This is a genomic window from Streptomyces sp. NPDC002669 (assembly GCF_042889165.1).
Taxonomy (GTDB): Bacteria; Actinomycetota; Actinomycetes; order Streptomycetales; family Streptomycetaceae; genus Streptomyces.
In genome coordinates this window covers 220,584-235,290 of sequence record NZ_JBIAQQ010000006.1, presented here as the reverse complement: position 1 = coordinate 235,290, position 14,707 = coordinate 220,584, and the positions used below count along the sequence as shown (strand labels likewise).

General features: G+C 70.2%; 15 protein-coding genes. 6 read left to right on the top strand and 9 right to left on the bottom strand.

All coding sequences use genetic code 11. From position 1 onward, the window contains the following. Nucleotides 1-252: 252 nt before the first annotated feature. The 3 genes from ACFYW1_RS12090 to ACFYW1_RS12080 form a co-directional block, all read right to left on the bottom strand. Complete coding sequence (locus ACFYW1_RS12090) at nucleotides 253-576, bottom strand: STAS domain-containing protein (RefSeq protein ID WP_072486732.1); 324 nt, start codon at nucleotides 574-576, stop codon at nucleotides 253-255. Nucleotides 577-811: 235 nt separating this feature from the next. Beyond that, nucleotides 812-1,660 carry a 3-hydroxyacyl-CoA dehydrogenase family protein gene (locus ACFYW1_RS12085; RefSeq protein WP_148839248.1) on the bottom strand — a complete coding sequence of 283 codons (849 nt, stop codon included), beginning with the start codon at nucleotides 1,658-1,660 and terminating at the stop codon, nucleotides 812-814. Between the two features lie 165 nt (nucleotides 1,661-1,825). Further along, a complete protein-coding gene (locus ACFYW1_RS12080) occupies nucleotides 1,826-2,467 on the bottom strand; it encodes a TetR/AcrR family transcriptional regulator (protein WP_388990554.1) in 642 nt (213 codons plus the stop codon). A gap of 83 nt (nucleotides 2,468-2,550) precedes the next feature. Between ACFYW1_RS12080 and ACFYW1_RS12075 the strand changes: the two genes are divergently transcribed. Genes ACFYW1_RS12075 through ACFYW1_RS12065 form a run of 3 tightly spaced genes read left to right on the top strand, consistent with a single transcriptional unit; the run spans nucleotide 2,551 to nucleotide 4,716 of the window. After that, complete coding sequence (locus ACFYW1_RS12075) at nucleotides 2,551-3,333, top strand: ABC transporter ATP-binding protein (RefSeq protein WP_388990552.1); 783 nt, start codon at nucleotides 2,551-2,553, stop codon at nucleotides 3,331-3,333. A gap of 8 nt (nucleotides 3,334-3,341) precedes the next feature. Beyond that, on the top strand, nucleotides 3,342-4,091 hold the full coding sequence (locus tag ACFYW1_RS12070) for an ABC transporter permease (RefSeq protein ID WP_388990550.1): 750 nt from the start codon (nucleotides 3,342-3,344) through the stop codon (nucleotides 4,089-4,091). A gap of 52 nt (nucleotides 4,092-4,143) precedes the next feature. Beyond that, complete coding sequence (locus tag ACFYW1_RS12065) at nucleotides 4,144-4,716, top strand: cob(I)yrinic acid a,c-diamide adenosyltransferase (protein WP_388990548.1); 573 nt, start codon at nucleotides 4,144-4,146, stop codon at nucleotides 4,714-4,716. Between the two features lie 63 nt (nucleotides 4,717-4,779). Here the strand turns inward: ACFYW1_RS12065 and ACFYW1_RS12060 are convergent, their stop codons facing one another. Continuing rightward, nucleotides 4,780-5,355 carry a hypothetical protein gene (locus ACFYW1_RS12060; RefSeq protein WP_388990546.1) on the bottom strand — a complete coding sequence of 192 codons (576 nt, stop codon included), beginning with the start codon at nucleotides 5,353-5,355 and terminating at the stop codon, nucleotides 4,780-4,782. 151 nt (nucleotides 5,356-5,506) lie between these two features. Between ACFYW1_RS12060 and ACFYW1_RS12055 the strand changes: the two genes are divergently transcribed. The 3 genes from ACFYW1_RS12055 to ACFYW1_RS12045 all read left to right on the top strand — a co-directional run bounded on the left by ACFYW1_RS12055 (nucleotide 5,507) and on the right by ACFYW1_RS12045 (nucleotide 9,397). Next, on the top strand, nucleotides 5,507-6,700 hold the full coding sequence (locus ACFYW1_RS12055; protein WP_388990544.1) for a sensor histidine kinase: 1,194 nt from the start codon (nucleotides 5,507-5,509) through the stop codon (nucleotides 6,698-6,700). Then, nucleotides 6,697-7,350 (top strand): response regulator, encoded by a 654-nt coding sequence (locus ACFYW1_RS12050; RefSeq protein ID WP_388990542.1) that lies wholly within the window; start codon nucleotides 6,697-6,699, stop codon nucleotides 7,348-7,350. Before ACFYW1_RS12055 ends, ACFYW1_RS12050 begins: the two co-directional genes overlap by 4 nt. 175 nt (nucleotides 7,351-7,525) lie before the next feature. Then, the gene (locus ACFYW1_RS12045; RefSeq protein WP_388990540.1) at nucleotides 7,526-9,397 is read left to right on the top strand and encodes a glycosyl hydrolase family 18 protein; all 1,872 of its coding nucleotides are present in this window, start codon (nucleotides 7,526-7,528) and stop codon (nucleotides 9,395-9,397) included. A gap of 253 nt (nucleotides 9,398-9,650) precedes the next feature. On the opposite strand, the gene ACFYW1_RS12040 is transcribed toward ACFYW1_RS12045, so the two are convergent. From ACFYW1_RS12040 to atpA, 5 genes are all read right to left on the bottom strand, one after another. Continuing rightward, nucleotides 9,651-10,097: a DUF2550 domain-containing protein gene (locus ACFYW1_RS12040; protein WP_148840410.1), complete on the bottom strand. Its 447-nt coding sequence runs from the start codon at nucleotides 10,095-10,097 to the stop codon at nucleotides 9,651-9,653. A 141-nt stretch (nucleotides 10,098-10,238) separates the two neighbouring features. Further along, nucleotides 10,239-10,613, bottom strand: coding sequence for a F0F1 ATP synthase subunit epsilon (locus ACFYW1_RS12035; RefSeq protein WP_388990538.1), 375 nt, complete (start codon nucleotides 10,611-10,613; stop codon nucleotides 10,239-10,241). A gap of 110 nt (nucleotides 10,614-10,723) precedes the next feature. After that, a complete protein-coding gene (gene atpD / locus ACFYW1_RS12030) occupies nucleotides 10,724-12,166 on the bottom strand; it encodes a F0F1 ATP synthase subunit beta (protein WP_388990536.1) in 1,443 nt (480 codons plus the stop codon). Next, nucleotides 12,166-13,080 carry a F0F1 ATP synthase subunit gamma gene (locus ACFYW1_RS12025; protein WP_388990534.1) on the bottom strand — a complete coding sequence of 305 codons (915 nt, stop codon included), beginning with the start codon at nucleotides 13,078-13,080 and terminating at the stop codon, nucleotides 12,166-12,168. Before ACFYW1_RS12025 ends, atpD begins: the two co-directional genes overlap by 1 nt. Before the next feature lie 3 nt (nucleotides 13,081-13,083). Further along, nucleotides 13,084-14,655 (bottom strand): F0F1 ATP synthase subunit alpha, encoded by a 1,572-nt coding sequence (gene atpA / locus ACFYW1_RS12020; RefSeq protein ID WP_388990532.1) that lies wholly within the window; start codon nucleotides 14,653-14,655, stop codon nucleotides 13,084-13,086. Between the last annotated feature and the right edge of the window lie 52 nt (nucleotides 14,656-14,707).

Below are 14,707 nucleotides of genomic sequence, written 5' to 3'. Positions count from 1 at the left end.
CGGCCGGGGTCCCCGCACAGTCGGGGGGTGGTGCCGCCCGAAGCGCGTGCTCTCATGCGGATTGCGCGCTTTCGTTCGCAACGCCCCCGGACCGGGCGCGGCGCGGGAGTCCGTACGGCCGTGCACGGGGCGGCGGGCGGCCGCGGAGCCGGGCGGCGCGCACCGGATCCCCGGCGCCGGGCGGTCCCGTCCGGCGCGGGCTCACCGCGCACGGCGGTGAACGCTGCGCCCGATGCGGGGTCCACGCAGGTCCTACACGCGCGGCAGCGAGTCCGCAGCGATTCCGCCCTCGATGGCCAGAATGCGATGCAGCCGGGTTGCCACCAGCAGGCGCTGCATCTGCGGCGGCACCCCGCGGAGCACCAGTCGTCGGCCGGCGCGTCCGGCGCGGCGGTGTGCGCCCATGATGACGCCGAGCCCGGTGGCGTCCCAGGAATCCAGCTCGGTCAGATCGAGCACCAGATCGCCGACTCCGTCGTCGAGGGCCGAGTGCAGGGCCGTACGGGCGTCCGCCGCGCTTCGGACGTCGAGGCGGCCCCCGACGACCAGCTCGGCGTGGTCGCCCCTGATGTGCATATGCGCTCCCCGGAATGCTCCGTAGCAAGGTTCGTCTGTCTGTTCCGTCTCTCCCACAACTGACTGCGTCGGAGACGGAGAGGTTGCCGTCTGTAAGCGAACCGATACCGAATTCACCCTGTGGAGTGACCCAGGCCCGGCCAGGATCCGCGTGGATCTGCGGTCTCCGGAAGACGCCCCCCGGTCCCCCGGGTCCGATCGACGGCGGATCGGACGTCCGGGGGACCGAAAACGATCAGTACGTGTAGAAGCCCTGCCCGCTCTTGCGGCCGATGTCACCTGCGTCCACCATCCGGCGCATCAGCTCCGGCGCGGCGAACTTCTCGTCCTGGGACTCGGTGTAGATGTTGCTCGTGGCGTGCAGCAGGATGTCGACGCCGGTCAGGTCCGCCGTGGCGAGCGGGCCCATGGCGTGGCCGAAGCCCAGCTTGCAGGCGATGTCGATGTCCTCGGCCGAGGCGACGCCCGACTCGTACAGCTTGGCGGCCTCGACGACGAGCGCCGAGATCAGCCGGGTGGTGACGAAGCCCGCGACGTCGCGGTTGACGACGATGCAGGTCTTGCCGACCGACTCGGCGAACTCCCGCGCGGTGGCGAGGGTTTCGTCGCTGGTCTTGTAGCCGCGGACGAGCTCGCAGAGCTGCATCATCGGGACCGGCGAGAAGAAGTGCACGCCGACGACGCGCTCGGGGCGCTCCGTCACGGCCGCGATCTTGGTGATCGGGATGGCGGAGGTGTTGGAGGCGAGCACGGTGTCCTCGCGGACGATCTTGTCGAGCGCCCGGAAGATCTCGTGCTTGACCTCCAGCTTCTCGAAGACGGCCTCGACGACGACGTCCGCGTCGGCGACCGCGTCGAGGTCGGTGGTGGTGGTGATGCGGGCGAGCGCGGCCTCGGCGTCGTCCGCCGCCAGCTTGCCCTTGGAGACGAACTTGTCGTACGAGGCCTTGATGCCGTCGCGTCCGCGGGTCAGGGCCTCGTCGGTGACGTCGCGCAGCACCACGTCCCAGCCCGCCTGGGCGGAGACCTGCGCGATGCCGGACCCCATGAGTCCGGCTCCGATGACGGCGAGCTTCCTGGCCACGTCTGCACCCCTTGGTTTCTGCCCGCCTCTGCAGCTGGTCCCTGCACGGCCGGTCTCAACGGTTCTTCACATGCTCTCCGGCGGAGATTAGTACCCGTGAGGGGCGCTGGGGCCCCGAAGAGATGCGCGTCACGTCTCAAATGACGGACATCACACCGGGACCCGTCATCCGGCGGCGCGCCGGGCGTAGTTGAGGACCTTTTCGCCGAGGAGATCCTCGATCTCGTCGAGCAGGACGAGGGCGTCGCGGGAGACCTCGGCCGCCTTGCGCCCGGCCAGCATCTCCTGGCCGATGTGACCGACCAGGGCCCCCTCGATCCAGGCGAGCTGACCGCCGACCAGTCCCGGCAGCGGATCGTCCGCCGCCGCGCCGGTCTCCTCGCGCAGGGTGGTGACGACGGCGTCCAGCACCTCGGCCTGGAGGCGGGCGAGACGGGCCTGGAGGGTGGGCGCCTCCTCGATGACCCGCATGAAGTCGGCGTAGCCGTCCATCAGTCCGAGCTCCGGCGAGACCGCGACGACCAGGGCCCGCAGCTCCCGCAGGACCGCCTCGGCCGCCGACTCCCCCTTGTCGCGGGCGCGGACGAACCGGGCCACCCGCCGGGTGACGCCCTTCGTCCGGTCGAGGAAGAGGTCCTCCTTGGCGGGGAAGTAGTTGTACACCGTGTTCACGGAGACGTTCGCCAGCTCGGCGATCTCGGCGACGGTCACCGGCACGAAGCCGCGCTCCAGGAACAGCCCGGTCGCGAGGTCCGAGATGTGCTGCCTGGCCTGGCGCTTCTTGCGCTCCCTGAGTCCCTCGGTCATCTCCCCATCGTAGGTGTCGGGCATGAGCCGATAAAAAATTGGCGTCATTGCATTTTTGGGGTCTCTCTGTTTTTGTGGTCACCATGCCAATCATCAGCGCGACCGGGCTCGCCCGGTCCTTCGACAGCAGGAGCGGGCCGGTGCACGCCGTGCGGTCCGTCGACCTGACGGTCGCGGCCGGCGAGATCGTCGGCCTCCTCGGCCCCAACGGGGCGGGCAAGACCACCACCCTGCGGATGCTCACCACGCTGCTCGCCCCGACCGGCGGCACGGCCGCCGTCGCCGGGCACGACCTGGCCGGTGACCCGGCCGGGGTCCGTGCGGCGTGCGGATACGTCGCCCAGTCCGGCGGCGTCGACCCGCACCTCACCGTCCGGGAGGAGCTGATCACCCAGGGACGGCTGTACCGGCTGGGCAAACGGGAGGCGACCGCACGGGCCGCGGAACTGGCGCACGGGCTCGGTCTCGACGGGCTGCTCGACCGGAGGGCCGTCACGCTCTCCGGCGGTCAACGGCGGCGCCTGGACATCGCGATGGCCCTCACCCACCGCCCGTCCGTCCTCTTCCTCGACGAGCCCACCACCGGACTCGACCCGGCCGGCCGCGCCGACCTGTGGGAGCTGGTGCGCGGACTGCGCGACGACTCCGGCACGACGGTCGTCCTCACCACCCACTACCTCGACGAGGCCGACGCGCTCGCCGACCGGCTGATCGTGATCGACCGGGGAGCGGTGGCGGCCGAGGGCACCCCGGCCGCGCTGCGGACCGAGTACACCGGCTCCCCCGCCGCCTCCCTCCAGGACACCTTCCTCGCGATCACCGGCCGCGCCCCCGCGCCCGCCGACGCCGCGCCCCTCTCCGTCTAGGACCGCCGATGCTCCTGCACGACACCGCGCTCGTCCTCGGGCGGTACGCCCGCCAGACCCTGCGCTCCCGTTTCCAGATGCTCTTCGGCGTCCTGATGCCGCTGCTGTACCTGCTCTTCTTCGGCCCGCTCCTGAGCGGTCTGCCGCTCGGTCCGACCGGTGACTCCTGGCAGGTCCTGGTCCCCGGGCTGCTGCTCCAACTCGTCCTGTTCGGCGCCTCGTTCTCCGGGTTCTCGATCATCGTCGAGAAGTCCTCGGGGGTGGTGGAACGGATGCGGGTGACCCCGGTCAGCAGACTGGCGCTGCTGCTGGGCCGGGTCCTGCGGGACGCCGTGCTCTTCGTGTTCCAGGCGGTGCTGCTGGTGCTGGCCGCCCTGGTCATGGGGTTGCGCGCGCCGCTGCCCGGGGTCCTGATCGGCTTCGCGTTCGTCGGGCTGCTGACGGTCGCACTGGCCTCGCTGTCCTACGCGCTGGCCATGAAGGTCGCGACGCCGCAGGAGTTCGGTCCCGTCATCAACGCGGTCACCATGCCGGTGATGCTGCTCTCCGGCCTGATGCTGCCGATGACCCTGGGACCGGCCTGGCTGGACGTCGTCTCGCGCCTCACCCCGCTGCGCCACCTCGTGGACGCGGTGCGGGACGCGTACGTGGGCGCGTACGCCACCGCGGACATGCTGTACGGGGCGCTGGTGGCGGTCGCCCTCGCGGCCGGGTCCGTGGCGCTGGGCGCCCGGGTCTTCCACCGGGCCGGGGCCTGAGCCGTGCCCCGGCCGGGCCCGTCCCGCCGGGGCGGGGCACTAGCCTGACGGCATGGTCAACCTGACACGTATCTACACGCGCACCGGCGACCGGGGCACCACGGCCCTCGGCGACATGAGCCGGACCGCCAAGACGGACCTGCGGATCTCCGCGTACGCCGACGCCAACGAGGCCAATGCCGTCATCGGCACCGCCATCGCGCTCGGACAGCTCTCCGAGGACGTCGTGAAGGTCCTCGTCCGCGTGCAGAACGACCTCTTCGACGTGGGCGCGGACCTGTCGACACCGGTCGTCGAGAACCCCGAGTACCCGCCGCTGCGGGTCGAGCAGAGCTACGTCGACAAGCTGGAGGCGGACTGCGACCACTTCCTGGAGCAGCTGGACAAGCTGCGCAGCTTCATCCTGCCGGGCGGTACGCCGGGGGCCGCGCTGCTGCACCAGGCGTGCACGGTGGTCCGGCGCGCGGAGCGGTCCACCTGGGCGGCGCTGGAGGTGCACGGCGACACGATGAACACGCTGACGGCCACGTACCTCAACCGCCTCTCCGACCTGCTGTTCATCCTCGCGCGGACGGCGAACAAGGAGCTCGGGGACGTGCTGTGGGTGCCGGGCGGCGAGCGGTAGCCCACCGGCCTCCGTCCGTCCCCGGTCCCCGGGCTCCCCGGGGACCGGGGGCCGGGGCGGGCCTCAGCGCAGCGTCTTCGGCTTCGACTCCGGCTCCGACTTCGGCCCCGGGTCCGCCTTCGGGAACAGGGTGTAGCTCCCCGCGATGACCACGTTGATCCCGATCACGAACAGCATCTTCTGCTGCCACGCCTGGAGCGTCGAGGCGTCCCCGTCCCCGCCGACGTACCAGATCGCCAGCTGGAGCAGCGCCAGCGCCGTCACCGCCGCGACGGTCCACCGCGCCGCCACCCGCCACTCGTGGGCCGCGCGCGCCATGCCGTACTTCGGCGGCTTCACCGGCGGCGGGCCGCCCGCGAAGCGGTGGGCCACCCGGGCGTCGACCCAGCGGATCGTCGAGTGGCCGAGGCCGACCGTGAAGCCGATGTAGACCGCGGCCAGCCCGTGCTTCCAGTCGGGCACCGCGCCGTTCTTCAGGTCGATCGCGGTGACCACCAGCAGCACCACCTCCAGCAGCGGCTCGCACAGCAGGACGGCTGCGCCCAGTCGTGGCTTCTTCGCCAGGTACCGCAGCGCGAGTCCCGCGGCCAGCAGCACCCAGAAGGCGACTTCGCAGAGCACGATCAGCGTGACGATCACGGCATTTCCCCTTCCGATCCCCTCCAGTCTTCCGGCCGGCCGGGGCCCGATCGTCGTCGGCGATGACGAACCCGGACTGCATCCTTCGATGTACTGGCGCCTCGGCCCCGGTAGGGAGGCCCGGGTGCGGGAGGCCGTGTTGGATGGGAGGGTGTTCTCCTTTCCCCGCCCGCACCGCCACGACGTGCTCCTGGCCACCCTCGGCCTGGCCGGCGGCGTGCTCCTGTGGCTGGTCGGGCTGCATCTCCAGGGCAACCGGTCCTTCACCGCTCCCTGGGTCTGTCTGGTGCCGCTCGTCGTCGTCTCCGGGCTCGAACTGCTGCGCAGGACCGCCCCGCAGACGGGGCTGGTGGTCGGCACGCTCGCCCTGGTCGCGGACCAGTTCACGGTCGGGAACCTGGCGACGGTCCTGATGTTCACGGACCTGGTGTACGCGGCCGTGCTGTACGGGAAGCCGTCCGCCGCCCGCCGCATCCCGGTGACCACGTTCCTGATCATGGTCGCCGTCACGATCGGCTTCCTGGCCTGGTTCCGCAACCCGCAGGCGCTGCTCATCGGTGTCGTCACCGGCATGATCTCGTTCCTGCCCGCCCTCACCGGGGTCAGCGTCCGCAACCACCGCGACGCCGCCGAGACGGCCCGGCTGCACGCCGAACAGACCACGCTGCTGGCCGAGATGGACCGGGCGCAGGCGGTGGCCGCCGAACGCGCCCGGATGGCCCGCGAGCTGCACGACGTGGTGGCCAACCACCTGTCGGCGATCGCCGTCCACTCCACCGCCGCCCTCTCCATCGACAAGCCGGCCACCTCGCGCGACGCGCTGGGCGTGATCCGGGAGAACAGCGTCGCCGGCCTCGCCGAGATGCGCCGGCTGATCAAGCTGCTGCGCACCGGCGGCTCCTCGGAACCGGCCGCCTCGCCCACCCTCGCCTCGCTGGACGCACTGGTGGAGCAGGCCCGTACGAACGCCGCTTCGAGCGGGCTGACCTGCACGTTCGAGGACACCCGGGAAAAGCGGGAGCCGCTGCCCGCGCCGGTCGAGCTGGCCGCGTACCGGATCGTCCAGGAGTCCTTGACCAATGCGCTCAAGCACGCCGCACCGGGCCCGGTCGAGGTGCGGCTCGACCGGGCCGGTCAGCTGCTCACGATCGAGGTCAGCAGTGTGATCGGGGAGCGCCCCGGGCCCCGCGCGCCCGGATCGGGGGCCGGCCTGGTGGGGATGCGGGAACGGGTGGCGCTGCTGGGCGGCACCATCGAGGCGGGACCCTCGGTCACCGGTGACGGGGCGACAATATGGCGGGTACGGGCCGAACTGCCCACGACGGAAGGAACATCGAGAACATGACGATCCGGGTGGTGGTCGCCGAGGACCAGTCGGCCGTCCGTGCCGGGCTGGTGCTCATCCTGTCCAGTGCGTCCGACATCGAGGTCGTCGGTGAGGCCCGGGACGGCGAGGAGGCGGTGCGCCTGGCCCGCGAGCTGCGCCCGGACCTGGTGCTGATGGACATTCAGATGCCGCGACTGGACGGGGTGTCGGCGACCGGGCAGGTGGTGTCCGAGCGGCTCGCGGACGTCCTGGTGCTGACCACGTTCGACCTGGACGAGTACGTCTTCGGGGCGCTGCGCGCGGGGGCGGCGGGCTTCCTGCTGAAGGACACCGACGCGCACGACCTGATCGAAGCGGTGCGCACGGTGGCGCGCGGCGAGGGGCTGATCGCCCCGGCCGTGACGCGGCGCCTGATCGCGGAGTTCGCCGGAACCGCTCCCCCGCGGCCGGCGAGGACGCCCGACCCCTCGGTGCTGGACGCGCTCACCCCGCGGGAACGGGAGGTCCTCGGCTGCCTCGGCGAGGGGTTGTCGAACGCCGAGATCGCGGTACGGCTCTCCATGGCGGAGGCGACGGTGAAGACGCACGTCAGCAGGCTGCTGGGCAAGCTGGAGCTGCGCAGCCGGGTCCAGGCGGCGGTGCTGGCACAGGAGTTGGGCGCGCGGTGAGCGAACGGTCGCGACGCGATCTTTGGTCTGGACCTCTTGACGATTGGTCCAGACCTTCCTAATCTCACCGGACACACTGCGGTGAGTACGCCATGACAAGGCGCGCTCAGGGCGGCGCAGGGTTTGCAGTCCACGGACCACCCCCGTTTGTCCGGACCTCACCCGAGGAGCACCGTTGAGCACTGAAACCCCCCTACGCCGTACCCGACTCAGATTCGGGCACGGAAGAGCCAACAGATCCAGAGCGGTCGCGGGCCTCACCGCCCTGATCCTTCCGCTCGCCGCGATGGTCGGCCTGGCCTCCCCCGCCGAGGCCGCCACTTCGGCGACCGCCTCCTTCACCAAGAAGTCCGACTGGGGCAGCGGCTTCGAGGGCCAGTGGACGGTGAAGAACACCGGCACCACCGCCCTGTCCTCCTGGACCATCGAGTGGGACTTCCCCTCCGGCACCGCGGTCGGCTCCGCCTGGGACGCCAGCGTCACCAGCTCCGGAACCCACTGGACCGCCAAGAACCTCAGCTGGAACGGCACGGTCGCCCCCGGTGCCTCCGTCAGCTTCGGCTTCAACGGCACCGGCCCCGGCGCCCCCACCGGCTGCAAGCTGAACGGCGCCTCCTGCGACGGCGGCAGCGTCCCCGGCGACAACGCCCCCTCCGCGCCGGGCACCCCCACCGCGAGCGCCGTCACCGACACCTCGGTCAAGCTGAGCTGGGCCGCCGCGACCGACGACAACGGCATCAAGAACTACGACGTCCTGCGGGACGGCGCGGTCGTCTCGACGGTCACCGGCACCACGTACTCGGACTCCGGCCTCACGGCCGGCACCGACTACTCGTACACCGTGCGGGCCCGTGACACCGCCGGCCAGACCGGCCCGGCCAGCGGCGCGGTCAAGGTGCGCACCACCGGCGGTGGCGGCACCCCGGGCACGGGCGACAAGGTCAACCTCGGCTACTTCGCCAACTGGGGCGTCTACGGGCGCAATTACCACGTCAAGAACCTGGACACCTCGGGTTCCGCCGCGAAGATCACGCACATCAACTACGCCTTCGGCAACGTCCAGGGCGGCAAGTGCACGATCGGCGACTCGTACGCCGACTACGACAAGGCGTACACCGCCGACCAGTCGGTCGACGGCGTGGCCGACACCTGGGACCAGCCGCTGCGCGGCAACTTCAACCAGCTGCGCAAGCTGAAGGCGAAGTACCCGCACATCAAGATCCTGTGGTCGTTCGGCGGCTGGACCTGGTCCGGCGGCTTCGGTGACGCCGCGAAGAACCCGGCCGCGTTCGCCGAGTCCTGCTACGGCCTGGTCGAGGACCCGCGCTGGGCCGATGTCTTCGACGGCATCGACATCGACTGGGAGTACCCCAACGCCTGCGGTCTGACCTGTGACACCAGCGGCCCGGACGCGCTGAAGGGCCTCACCTCGGCCCTGCGCGCCAAGTTCGGCAAGGACTACCTGGTGACCGCCGCCATCACCGCCGACGGCTCCGAGGGCGGCAAGATCGACGCCGCCGACTACGCCGGCGCCGCCCAGTCCCTGAACTGGTACAACGTGATGACGTACGACTTCTTCGGCGCCTGGGAGGCCAAGGGTCCGACGGCCCCGCACTCCCCGCTGACCTCCTACGACGGCATCCCGCAGGACGGCTTCAACTCCGCCGCCGCCATCGCCAAGCTGAAGGCCAAGGGCGTGCCCGCCTCCAAGCTGCTGCTCGGCATCGGCTTCTACGGCCGCGGCTGGACCGGGGTGACCCAGTCCGCCCCCGGCGGCACCGCCACCGGCCCCGCCGCCGCCACCTACGAGCCCGGCATCGAGGACTACAAGGTCCTCAAGAACAGCTGCCCCGCCACCGGCACGGTCGCCGGCACCGCCTACGCACACTGCGGCACCAACTGGTGGAGCTACGACACCCCGGCCACCATCACGTCCAAGATGACCTGGGCGAAGAACCAGGGCCTGGGAGGCGCGTTCTTCTGGGAGTTCAGCGGTGACACCGCCAACGGCGAACTCGTGGGTGCCATCCACAACGGCCTGAAGTAGTCCGTCCGGCACCGCGCGAAACCCCGCGAAGCAGCCGGGGAGACAGGTCCGCCCCCTGTCTCCCCGGCTTTCGCGTGCCCGCACTCCCCCGCCGGGCTTCCGCCCCGTCCCGGCCCCGCCGGCCGTCCCCTGTCGTCGGCCGCCACCGGGACGGCACGAGGCCCCGGCTGCGATCGCTCGCGTCCGGGGCCTCGTGGGCGATCCCTCATTCGTCGTACGGGCCGGACGGCCCGCGGTACAGGCCCTCGGGCCCTCAGGCCACGTTGACCCGCTGGCCGGGCGGGGCCGCCTCCAGCCAGGCCAGGAAACCGGTCAGCGCGTCCTCGCTCATGGCCAGCTCCAGGCGGGTCTCCCGGTGGAGACAGCCGAGCACCACGGCGTCGGACAGGAGCGCCAGCTCCTCCTCGCCCTCGGGCATCCGGCGCGCGACCACCTCGATCGCGGAACGCTCCAGACCGCGGCGCGGTCGGGGCGAGTACGAGAAGACCCGGAACCAGTCGATCCGGTCCTCGCTGTACCGGGCGACCCCGTACACCCAGCCCTTGCCCGAGAGATCGGGCTCCTCCGGAACGTTCCACCGCAGACTGCAGTCGAAGGTCCCGCCGGAGCGCTGAATCAGCCGCCGGCGCAGACCGAAGACGAAGAGTCCGATCAGAATCAGTGCGACGACCAGGGCGCCCACCCACAGCGCGAGGAACATCTCCACCGACCTCCTCGCGTCGTCGAGTAACGGATACCACCAGGAATACAACCGCACCTGCATCGCCTCAGCCGCGACACGGTCTGGAGGGGTCTCCAGCTCGGGCCGCGGCTGAGGGTAAAGCTACGTGGTCGCGGAGCGCTAGCGCACCGCCACCGCACGCAGTCGCACATCGGCGCGCCGCTCGGAAGCGGCGTCCGTGTCCGACTTCGCACGCTCCAGCGCACGCTCGGCGCGCTGGACGTCGATCTCGTCCGCCAGCTCCGCGATCTCGGCGAGCAGCGAGAGCTTGTCGTCCGCGAACGAGATGAAACCGCCGTGCACAGCGGCGACCACGGTCTGGCCGTCGCTCGTACGGATCGTCACCGGGCCCGACTCCAGCACACCCAGAAGCGGCTGGTGACCGGGCATGACGCCGATGTCGCCGGACGTGGTGCGCGCGACGACCAGGGTGGCCTCGCCGGACCAGACACTGCGGTCCGCGGCGACCAGCTCGACGTGCAGCTCAGCAGCCAAGGGTGGCTCCTCGGGTCACCACCCGGCCGTTCGAGCCGGGTGTTGGGTCAATTCTACGGGGCGTGGTGAGGGGGACGGGACACGCCCGTCCCCCTCGGTGAGCCATGGGCTCAGGAGACGCCGAGCTCCTTGGCGTTGGCCTTGAGGTCCTCGATGCCACCGCACATGAAGAACGCCTGCTCGGGGAAGTGGTCGTACTCGCCGTCGCAGATCGCGTTGAACGCGGCGATCGACTCGTCGAGCGGGACGTCCGAACCGTCCACGCCGGTGAACTGCTTGGCGACGTGGGTGTTCTGCGACAGGAAGCGCTCGACGCGACGGGCACGGTGGACAACGAGCTTGTCCTCCTCGCCCAGCTCGTCGATACCGAGGATCGCGATGATGTCCTGGAGGTCCTTGTACTTCTGGAGGATCCCCTTGACGCGCATGGCGGCCGCGTAGTGGTCCGCCGCGATGTAGCGGGGGTCCAGGATGCGGGACGTGGAGTCCAGCGGGTCCACGGCCGGGTAGATGCCCTTCTCGGAGATCGGACGGGAGAGAACCGTCGTCGCGTCGAGGTGGGCGAAGGTGGTGGCCGGGGCCGGGTCGGTCAGGTCGTCCGCGGGGACGTAGATCGCCTGCATCGAGGTGATCGAGTGACCACGGGTCGACGTGATGCGCTCCTGCAGCAGACCCATCTCGTCGGCCAGGTTCGGCTGGTAACCCACCGCGGACGGCATGCGGCCGAGCAGGGTGGACACCTCGGAGCCGGCCTGGGTGTACCGGAAGATGTTGTCGATGAAGAAGAGCACGTCCTGCTTCTGCACATCGCGGAAGTACTCCGCCATGGTCAGACCGGCCAGCGCGACGCGAAGACGCGTGCCCGGCGGCTCGTCCATCTGACCGAAGACCAGGGCGGTCTTGTCGATGACGCCCGAGTCGGCCATTTCCTCGATGAGGTCGTTGCCCTCACGGGTGCGCTCGCCGACACCGGCGAACACCGACACACCGTCGTGGTTGTTGGCCACGCGGTAGATCATTTCCTGGATCAGAACGGTCTTGCCGACACCGGCACCACCGAACAGACCGATCTTTCCACCCTTGACGTACGGGGTGAGGAGGTCGATGACCTTGACGCCGGTCTCGAACATCTCGGTCTTGGACTCGAGCTGGTCGAAGTTGGGCGCCTTGCGGTGGATCGCCCAGCGCTCGGTGACCTCGGCCTCGGCCTCGGGCTTGTTCAGGATCTCGCCGAGGGTGTTGAACACCTTGCCCTTGGTGATGTCACCGACCGGGACCGTGATGCCGGTGCCCGTGTCGGTCACCGGGGCCTGGCGGACCAGACCGTCGGTGGGCTGCATCGAGATCGCGCGGACCAGGCCGTCGCCGAGGTGCTGGGCGACTTCGAGGGTCAGCGTCTTGAGCTTGCCGTCCTCGGCCGGGTCGGCCACCTGGACGTTCAGCGCGTTGTAGATGTCCGGCATCGCGTCGACGGGGAACTCCACGTCGACGACCGGGCCGATGACCCGGGCGACGCGGCCCGTGGCAACGGCCGTCTCAACTGTCGTCGTCATTACTTGTCACTCCCCGCGGTCGCGTCGGCCAGCGCACTGGCACCACCGACGATCTCGCTGATTTCCTGGGTGATTTCGGCCTGGCGGGCCGCGTTGGCAAGCCTGGAGAGCGTCTTGATGAGCTCACCGGCGTTGTCGGTGGCCGACTTCATCGCGCGGCGGCGGGCGGCGTGCTCGGAAGCAGCGGCCTGCAGCAGCGCGTTGTAGATCCGGCTCTCGACGTATCGCGGAAGCAGGGCGTCGAGGACGTCCTCCGCCGACGGCTCGAAGTCGAACAGCGGCAGGATCTCGCCCTTGCCGCCCTCCTCCTTCGTGGCGTCGAGGCTGAGCGGCAGCATCCGGTTGTCCACCGGGTTCTGCGTCATCATCGACACGAACTCCGTGTAGACGATGTGCAGCTCGTCCACACCGCCCTCGGCGGTCTCCTGGGTGACCGCCTCGATCAGCGGGGCCGCGGCCCGCTTGGCGTCCTCGTACGTCGGGCTGTCGGTGAAGCCCGTCCACGAGTCCTCGATCTTCCGCTCGCGGAAGCCGTAGTAGGCGACGCCCTTGCGGCCGATCACGTAGGTGACGACCTCCTTGCCCTCGCCCCGGAGCCGCTCGGTCAGTCGCTCCGCGGCCTTGATGGCGTTGGAGGAGTAACCGCCGGCCAGGCCGCGGTCGCTCGTGACGAGCAGGATCGCGGCCCGTGCCGGGGACTCGGCCTCGGTGGTCAGCGGGTGCTTGGTGGTGGAGCCGGCCGCCACCGCGGTCACCGCACGGGTGAGCTCGCTGGCGTACGGCGTCGATGCCGCCACCTGGCGCTGCGCCTTGACGATGCGCGAGGCGGCGATCATCTCCATCGCCTTGGTGATCTTCTTCGTGGCGGTGACGGAGCGGATGCGGCGCTTGTAAACGCGAAGCTGAGCGCCCATCGATCAGCCCTCGCCCAGGAGCTTGCCGTCCGAGGTCTCGAACTGCTGCTTGAAGGCGGCGACGGCGTCGGCAATCGCCTGCAGCGTGTCGTCGGACATCTTGGCGCCCTCGCGGATGCTGGTGAGGAGGTCCTTGCGCTCGCGGCGCAGGTACTCCAGCAGCTCCGTCTCGAAGCGGCGGATGTCCTCGACCGGCACGTCGTCCATCTTGCCGTTGGTGCCGGCCCAGATGGAGATGACCTGCTCCTCGACCGGGAACGGGGCGTACTGCGGCTGCTTCAGCAGCTCGACCATGCGCTTACCGCGCTCCAGCGAAGCCTTCGAGGCCGCGTCCAGGTCGGAACCGAAGGCGGCGAACGCCTCCAGCTCGCGGTACTGGGCGAGGTCCACGCGCAGACGGCCGGAGACCTGGCGCATCGCCTTGTGCTGGGCGGAACCACCGACGCGGGAGACCGAGATACCGACGTTCAGGGCCGGACGCTGACCGGCGTTGAACAGGTCGGACTCCAGGAAGCACTGGCCGTCGGTGATGGAGATGACGTTGGTCGGGATGAACGCCGACACGTCGTTCGCCTTGGTCTCGACGATCGGGAGGCCCGTCATCGAACCGGCGCCCATCTCGTCGGAGAGCTTCGCGCAGCGCTCCAGCAGACGCGAGTGGAGGTAGAAGACGTCGCCCGGGTAGGCCTCACGGCCCGGCGGACGGCGCAGCAGCAGCGACACGGCGCGGTAGGCGTCGGCCTGCTTCGAGAGGTCGTCGAAGATGATCAGGACGTGCTTGCCCTGGTACATCCAGTGCTGGCCGATGGCCGAACCGGTGTACGGCGCCAGGTACTTGAAGCCGGCCGGGTCGGACGCCGGGGCGGCGACGATGGTCGTGTACTCGAGCGCACCGGCCTCTTCGAGGGCACCCCGCACGGAGGCGATGGTGGAGCCCTTCTGACCGACGGCGACGTAGATGCAGCGCACCTGCTTGTTCACGTCGCCCGAGCGCCAGTTGTCGCGCTGGTTGATGATCGTGTCGACGGCCAGGGCGGTCTTGCCCGTCTGGCGGTCGCCGATGATCAGCTGACGCTGGCCGCGGCCGATCGGCACCATGGCGTCGACGGCCTTGTAGCCGGTCTGCATCGGCTCGTGCACCGACTTGCGGACCATGACGCCAGGGGCCTGCAGCTCGAGGGCGCGGCGGCTGTCGGTCGCGATCTCGCCGAGACCGTCGATCGGGTTGCCGAGCGGGTCGACGACGCGGCCGAGGTAACCCTCGCCGACGCCGACGGAGAGCACCTCACCGGTGCGCTGCACCGGCTGGCCCTCTTCGATGCCGCTGAACTCGCCGAGGACGATCGCACCGATCTCGCGCTCCTCGAGGTTGAGGGCGAGACCGAGGGTGCCGTCCTCGAACTTCAGCAGCTCGTTCGCCATGGCCGAGGGAAGACCCTCGACCTTCGCGATGCCGTCGCCGGCAACGCTGACCGTACCGACCTCCTCGCGCGAGGCCGCGTCCGGCTTGTACGCCTGGACAAAGTTCTCCAGCGCGTCCCGGATCTCCTCCGGCCGGATCGTGAGCTCCGCCATCTGGGTTCCCTGCTCTCCTTGTTGGGCCCGAAGTTTCTTAAGGGGGTCTGGG

Excerpts from the sequence above, each read along its gene's own strand:
- ACFYW1_RS12080 (WP_388990554.1), bottom strand. The coding sequence starts at position 2,467 with ATGACCGAGGGACTCAGGGAGCGCAAGAAGCGCCAGGCCAGGCAGCAC.
- ACFYW1_RS12070 (WP_388990550.1), top strand. The coding sequence starts at position 3,342 with ATGCTCCTGCACGACACCGCGCTCGTCCTCGGGCGGTACGCCCGCCAG.
- ACFYW1_RS12025 (WP_388990534.1), bottom strand. The coding sequence starts at position 13,080 with ATGGGCGCTCAGCTTCGCGTTTACAAGCGCCGCATCCGCTCCGTCACC.
- ACFYW1_RS12065 (WP_388990548.1), top strand. The coding sequence starts at position 4,144 with ATGGTCAACCTGACACGTATCTACACGCGCACCGGCGACCGGGGCACC.
- ACFYW1_RS12040 (WP_148840410.1), bottom strand. The coding sequence starts at position 10,097 with ATGTTCCTCGCGCTGTGGGTGGGCGCCCTGGTCGTCGCACTGATTCTG.
- ACFYW1_RS12090 (WP_072486732.1), bottom strand. The coding sequence starts at position 576 with ATGCACATCAGGGGCGACCACGCCGAGCTGGTCGTCGGGGGCCGCCTC.
- atpA (WP_388990532.1), bottom strand. The coding sequence starts at position 14,655 with ATGGCGGAGCTCACGATCCGGCCGGAGGAGATCCGGGACGCGCTGGAG.
- atpD (WP_388990536.1), bottom strand. The coding sequence starts at position 12,166 with ATGACGACGACAGTTGAGACGGCCGTTGCCACGGGCCGCGTCGCCCGG.
- ACFYW1_RS12050 (WP_388990542.1), top strand. The coding sequence starts at position 6,697 with ATGACGATCCGGGTGGTGGTCGCCGAGGACCAGTCGGCCGTCCGTGCC.
- ACFYW1_RS12075 (WP_388990552.1), top strand. The coding sequence starts at position 2,551 with ATGCCAATCATCAGCGCGACCGGGCTCGCCCGGTCCTTCGACAGCAGG.